This is a genomic window from Streptomyces sp. NPDC056160, from assembly GCF_042268205.1.
Classification (GTDB): Bacteria; Actinomycetota; Actinomycetes; order Streptomycetales; family Streptomycetaceae; genus Streptomyces.
Window position 1 is genome coordinate 1 of record NZ_JBHJUW010000258.1, and the last position, 5,560, is coordinate 5,560.

Sequence of the window (5,560 nt, forward strand, 5' to 3'; positions counted from 1 at the left end):
GCGCCGCGGTGGCCGGGCCGGGTGCCAGGGCCGCCGCCGGGGCCCGGTGACCGCGCGGGGCCCGGTGACCGCGCGGGGGCCGGGCGCCCAGCCGGGACACGTCGCCGTCCAGCGCCGGGAACAGCTCCGTGTCCGTGACCCTGGTCTCGGGCCCGAACAGCGTCGACAGCGCCGGACGCGCCCGGCCCGTCTGCAGCGACACGACCTCCCGGAGCACGCCCGTCAGCTGCTCGGCCATCTCCTGCGCGGAGGCGAACCGGCGGGCCGGGTCCGGGTCGGTGGCCCGCACCAGCAGCCGGTAGAAGGACTCGTAGCGCCGGAACACCTCGATGGTGTCCGGGTCGGGCAGGCAGTCCACGAAGACGTTCGTGTAGCCCTGGAAGTCGAAGGTGAGCACCGCGAGCGTGCGGGCCACCGTGTACAGGTCGCTGGCCACCGACGGGCCGGTCTCCGCGACCTCGGGCGCCTGGTAGCCGATGGTGCCGTAGATGGCCGACTCGTCGTCGTCCATGCGGCGCACCGCGCCCATGTCGATGAGCTTCAGCTCGTCCTCGGTCTGGATCGCGTTGTCGACCTTGAAGTCGCAGTACAGCAGGTTGCGGCTGTGCAGGTGGCCGAGCGCCTCCAGGGCCTCGATGCCGTACGCGCACGCCTGCTCCACCGGCAGCGGGTCGCGCCTGCCGTCCGCGGCGCGGCGGGCGTTGGCGATCTCCTTCAGCGACTTGCCGCCCACGTACTCCATCACGATGTAGCCGTCGAGGGAGCCGGTGCGCTGGTCGAGGTGTTCCACGAAGTTGTAGATCCGCACGATGTTGGCGTGCTCGATCTCCGCGAGGAAGCGCCGCTCGGAGATGGCCGCCGCCATCGCGTCCTGGTCGCCGGTGTCGAGCAGGCCCTTGAGCACGACCCACCGGTCGGACACCGCCCGGTCCACGGCGAGGTAGACCCAGCCGAGACCGCCGTGCGCCAGGCAGCCGGCGACCTCGTACTGGCCGTGCACGACGTCCCCGGGCTTCAGCTTGGGCACGAACGAGTACGGATGGCCGCACTTGGTGCAGAAGCCCTCCGTGCGGCCCGGCCGCTCACCGCGCGCCCGGCCCACCGGCGCCCCGCAGTCCGAACGCGAGCAGAACCGCTTCCGCTCGGGCACCTCAGGGTCGTCCAGCACCATCGAGCGCGGGTCCGGCCGCGGCACCTGCGGCACCTGCACCAGACCAGCCCCCAGCCGGCTGCGCCCGGAGGAGCCCGCGGCCGAACCGGAACTGCGCACCGACACCGAGCGGCTGGTGGACCGGCCCGACAGGGAACGCGACAGCCGCCCCGACACCGACCGGCGCGACCTCGACGACTGCGACGACGTACCCGCGCCGCGGGCGCCGCCGGCCGTGCCGGAAGACGCGCTCGCGCTGCCCGCCGAGCCGCCCGCGCCGCCGGCGACCCCGGTGGGCGCCGAGGCGACCATGCCGGTCACCGACACCACCGGCGCCAGACCGCACGTGTCGCAGTACAGCTCGCCGCCGCCCACGTCCTCGTACGCGCCGCCGCAGTCCGGCCGCTGGCAGGTCTGCCCCGCCTGGCTCATGACTCCCCCCTACCGTCGTCGTCCCGAGGGCCGCCCTGGCGCGGCACCCGCGCCGTGCCGAGCAGTTCGGCCGCCGCCCGCTGGTAGCGCAGCACGGCCTGCTCGGCCACCCGCAGGTCGCAGGGCGCGCTCCACAGCATGCGGCGGGCCGCGTCGTACCGCTCGACCAGCAGCGGATCCTCCGCCAGACCGTGCCGGGTCACCTTCGCCCGGTACGCGTCCAGCCGGCCGCGCAGCTCGGCGCGGACCGCGAGCGGCGCGGTGACCGCAGTCAACGACTCGCGTGCCCGCAGCAGTTCGTCCTCCGCCTTCTGCTCCAGCGACTCCAGCAGCGGCGACAGGCGGTGCCACTGGGCCTGCCTGCGGTACTCGGCGGCCGTCGCCAACTGCTCCTGGAGGACGGTCGGCGGCCCGCTGACCACCGGCACCTCCGTGGCGGCGATCTTCGCCAGCACCTCGCCGCGCGCGGTCCGCGCCTCGGCGAGCGTGCGGTCCGCGCGCGAGAGGACGTCCCGGAGCCTGATCAGCCGCTGCTCGGCGTCCTGCCGCACCCCGAGCACGGCGTCGATCTCCCGGCGCACCTCCTCCAGCGCGCGCGCCTCGCGGTCGTACACCGTGGTGTCCGGACGGCCGCCGCCCGGCGCCGAACTGCCCTGCGCGGGCGCCCAGTAGGCGAGCGGATCGCTGACCACCTGCTCGCGCAGGCCGGTCAGGGTGCGGGTGATGCGCTCCAGGTCGTCGCCCGCCGGATGCTCGCCGGGGCGGACGCCGACCGAGTGCGCGAGCCGCCGGGTGCGCTGCAGTTCGGCGGCGAGCAGGTCGATCCGGGCGGGCAGCGCCGACCAGACCGCGTCGGCGGCGACCACCAGGTCCAGGCTGCTCGCGTACAGCTCGTTCATCCGGTCCACCAGCGCGGCCAGCGAGAAGCTGTGGCTGAGGCGGCCCGCACCGGTGAGGGCCGGGGCGTTCGCCGCGGCCGCGGCAGAACCGGGCACCGTGACGGACTCCCCGCGCAGCAGCCCGGTCAGCTCCACCAGGTCCTCGCGGCTGGACCAGCGGCGCCGGGCACGGATCTCACGGGCGCTGCGCAACGCGGCCGTGTAGGCGTCGAAGTACGCCCACAGCAGCGTGATCGACGCCTCCGCCGCCGCCCAGCGCTCCTGGGTGACGCCGGTGAGGCGGGCGCCTTCGAGGAGCCTGCGGCCCGCGTGGTCCTGGAGGGCGAGGAGCGAGGTCTCGATCGCCTCGTGCTCCGCGCCGAGCCGCGCCAGCGCACGGTCCACCTCGTCCCGGTCCAGCACCGGCCCGGCGGGGTCCGCGCCGCCCATCGATCACCTCTCGCTGCTCTTCGTGTTCCGTCGGTCCTGCGCCGCCCGGCGGCGCCCCGGTCCGCCGCCCGCGCGGGCGGCGGTCACCGGGTGCTCACCGGTAGTCCGGTGTCGGCGGGGTCGCCGACTCCGAGTCCCTACCCAGCGTGCGGGACAGCCAGTTGTCGTACGCCCGCTTCCAGCCCCCGTCCTTGCGGTAGTTCTCCAGGCTCCGGTTGACCTGACGTACCAGATCGTCGGCGCCGCGCTTCATCGCCACGCCGTAGTACTCCTTGGTGAAGGTGCCGCCCTTCAGCTCCACCGCCGGGTCCTGCGCGGCCTGGCTGGCGGCGAGGGCGCCGTCGGTCACCACCGCGTCCACCTCGTTCAGTTGCAGCCGCACCAGGCAGTCCAGCTGGTTGGGGACGGTGGTGGAGATGTCGGTGGAGCCGGGCAGGGTGCCGCTCTTCTTGTCGGCGGCCAGGTGGTCGTAGGCCGTCGAACCGGTCGCGGAACATATCTTCTTCCCGGCGAGGGACTTGTCGTAGCCGGTGATCGACGACGTGCGCGGGGCGAGGACCTGCTGGCCGGTCAGGAAGTACGGCGCGGAGAACGCCACCTTCTCCAGGCGCTTGCAGGTGATCGTCATGGTGCGCACCACGAGGTCCACCCGGTCGTCCGCGACGGCCTTCTCCCGCTCGTTGGTCGGGATGGCCTTGAACGCGACCTTGTCCCCGTCGCCGAGGAGGTCCTGGGCGATCTGGTGGGCGAGGGCGATGTCGAAGCCGTCCAGGTCGTCAAAGGCGCTGTTCGGGTTGCGGTAGCCCCAGCCGTAGCTGTTCTGGTCGACGCCGACCCGGAGGTAGCCGCGCTTCCTGATCGCCGCGACGGCGGGCCCCTCGGCGTCCGCCGGTGCCAGGCTCAGGTTCTGCACGTCGCCGTCCCGGCAGTCGCCGGCCTTGGCCTGCACGCCCTGTGTGGTCCGTGCGCCGGCGGCGAGCGGGGTGCGCCCGCCGGGCGAGCGGGTGCCCGGCAGCACCAGGACGAACGCCAGCGCCAGGACGCAGACGACCGCCATCGCGCCCACGCCGCCCCAGCCCCGCAGACCGGACCGCAGCCGCCGCACACGCATCCGCACGCCTCCTTCCACCCCTGTCACGCTCCCTCTCACCGGTACTCCGACAGCCTGCGCCCGATGCCCAGCAGGGCGCCTGCGGCGCCGAGGAGGGCCAGGGCCGCGGAGCCCTCCGGCAGGTAGCCCATCGCGTCCAGCCCGTCCCGCGTGGCGCCGTCGACCTTCCGCGTGGCGTGGTCGAGCGCCGCCACGAGCGAGGCGTCGACGTCGTCGAAGCACCTGCCCGTCGACTGGTCCTTCGCGCCGGTGCCGATGACCCGGTCCCGGGCCGCCTTGTAGTCGCCGAGGTCGTCGGCCTGGCGGGCCAGCGCGTGGCGGGACTTCCACACCTTCACCGACTCGCTCGCGGCCCGCACCGGAGCCCGGCCCGCCGCGTCGCCGGCGAGCGACTCGGCCTCGGCCAGGGTCCGGGCGAGACCGCCGATCTCCTGGTCGTAGTTCCAGTCGTAGGCGTCCATGTCCGTGCCGTCCGGCAGTCGCTTGGTCTCCGCGCCGCGGCTGACCAGGGTGAGGTTCTCGTCGCCGCGGGCCTTGAGGGAGGCGATCCGCGCCTCGTGCAGCACGTCCAGCGCGTCCACGCCGCGCCGCGAGTCGTGGAGGCCCGCGCGGGCGACGCTGTGGCCGACGACCAGCCACAGCAGGACCACGGTGGTCGCCGCTGCGGCGGCCACCAGCCCGTGGTTCAGCACCCGGTTGGTCCGCCGGTAGTCGCGGTGCTGGGCGAGGGCGAGGGCGGCCAGGGCGAGCACACCGAGCGCGATCGCGGCCCACGGGTACGGGGTCGCGTCGCCGTAGTCCGCGTCGCGCCGCCCGTTCTCGTTCGTGTACAGCTTCTCGGCCGCCGGGAGCATCCGGTTCTGCATGAGGGTGTTGGCGGCGCGCAGATAGGCGCCGCCCACCGGGAAGCCCTGCCGGTTGTTGGCGCGTGCGGTCTCGACCAGGCCCTTGTAGCGCGGCAGCAGTTCGTTGAGGTCGCTGATGGCCTTGGTGGCCGGGGAACCGGGCGTGGCGTTGGCGGCGGCCGTCACCAGGCTCTCGGCGGCGGCGGCGATGTCCGACTCGTAGCGGGTGCGGGTCGCGCGCGACTCCTGGAGGCCCGCCAGATAGCCGCTGCTCGCCATGGTGTTGGCGTCGGCGAGGGAGCGGAAGATCCCGGCGGCCTCGGAACTGAGGGGCTGGCTGTGGCGCAGGACGTCGTCGGCGGCCGACTGCCGGTGCCCGCTCTGCCAGGCGGCGACGGCACCGAACGCGACGACGAGCAGGGCCAGGAGCGCACCGATCAGGCGCAGCCGGCCCGGCTCGGTGACGGCGGCGGCGCGCAGCCGGTCGACGCCCTCGGCGAACGCCGTACGGCGCGGCGGCGCGGGGGCCGCCGCCGGGGCCGCGGGCACCGGCGGGGCAGGCGCCCCGGGCTGCGGCGGCACGGCGGGCAGCGCGGGCGCGCCGGGGCCCGGCGGTGCCGCCCGGCTGTTCGGCGAGTGTGGCACAGCTGACCCCCCGGGGTCATCCGTCGCCGCAAGTATACCTGCCGGAACC

At 74.7% G+C, this 5,560-nt stretch carries 4 protein-coding genes; all 4 read right to left on the reverse strand.

The annotated features are described in order from the left end of the window. The coding region (locus tag ACFC02_RS41260; RefSeq protein WP_376367963.1) for a serine/threonine protein kinase at positions 1-1,582 on the reverse strand (1,582 nt) is incomplete at its 3' end. After that, positions 1,579-2,910, reverse strand: a complete 1,332-nt coding sequence (locus tag ACFC02_RS41265; RefSeq protein WP_376367965.1) for a hypothetical protein — start codon at positions 2,908-2,910, stop codon at positions 1,579-1,581. The genes ACFC02_RS41260 and ACFC02_RS41265, both read right to left, overlap by 4 nt. Positions 2,911-3,004: 94 nt before the next feature. Next, entirely contained in the window at positions 3,005-4,021 is a 1,017-nt protein-coding gene (locus tag ACFC02_RS41270) for a glutamate ABC transporter substrate-binding protein (RefSeq protein WP_376367967.1), read from the reverse strand. Positions 4,022-4,056: 35 nt separating this feature from the next. Next, positions 4,057-5,511, reverse strand: a complete 1,455-nt coding sequence (locus ACFC02_RS41275) for a hypothetical protein (protein WP_376367969.1) — start codon at positions 5,509-5,511, stop codon at positions 4,057-4,059. Positions 5,512-5,560: the final 49 nt, after the last annotated feature.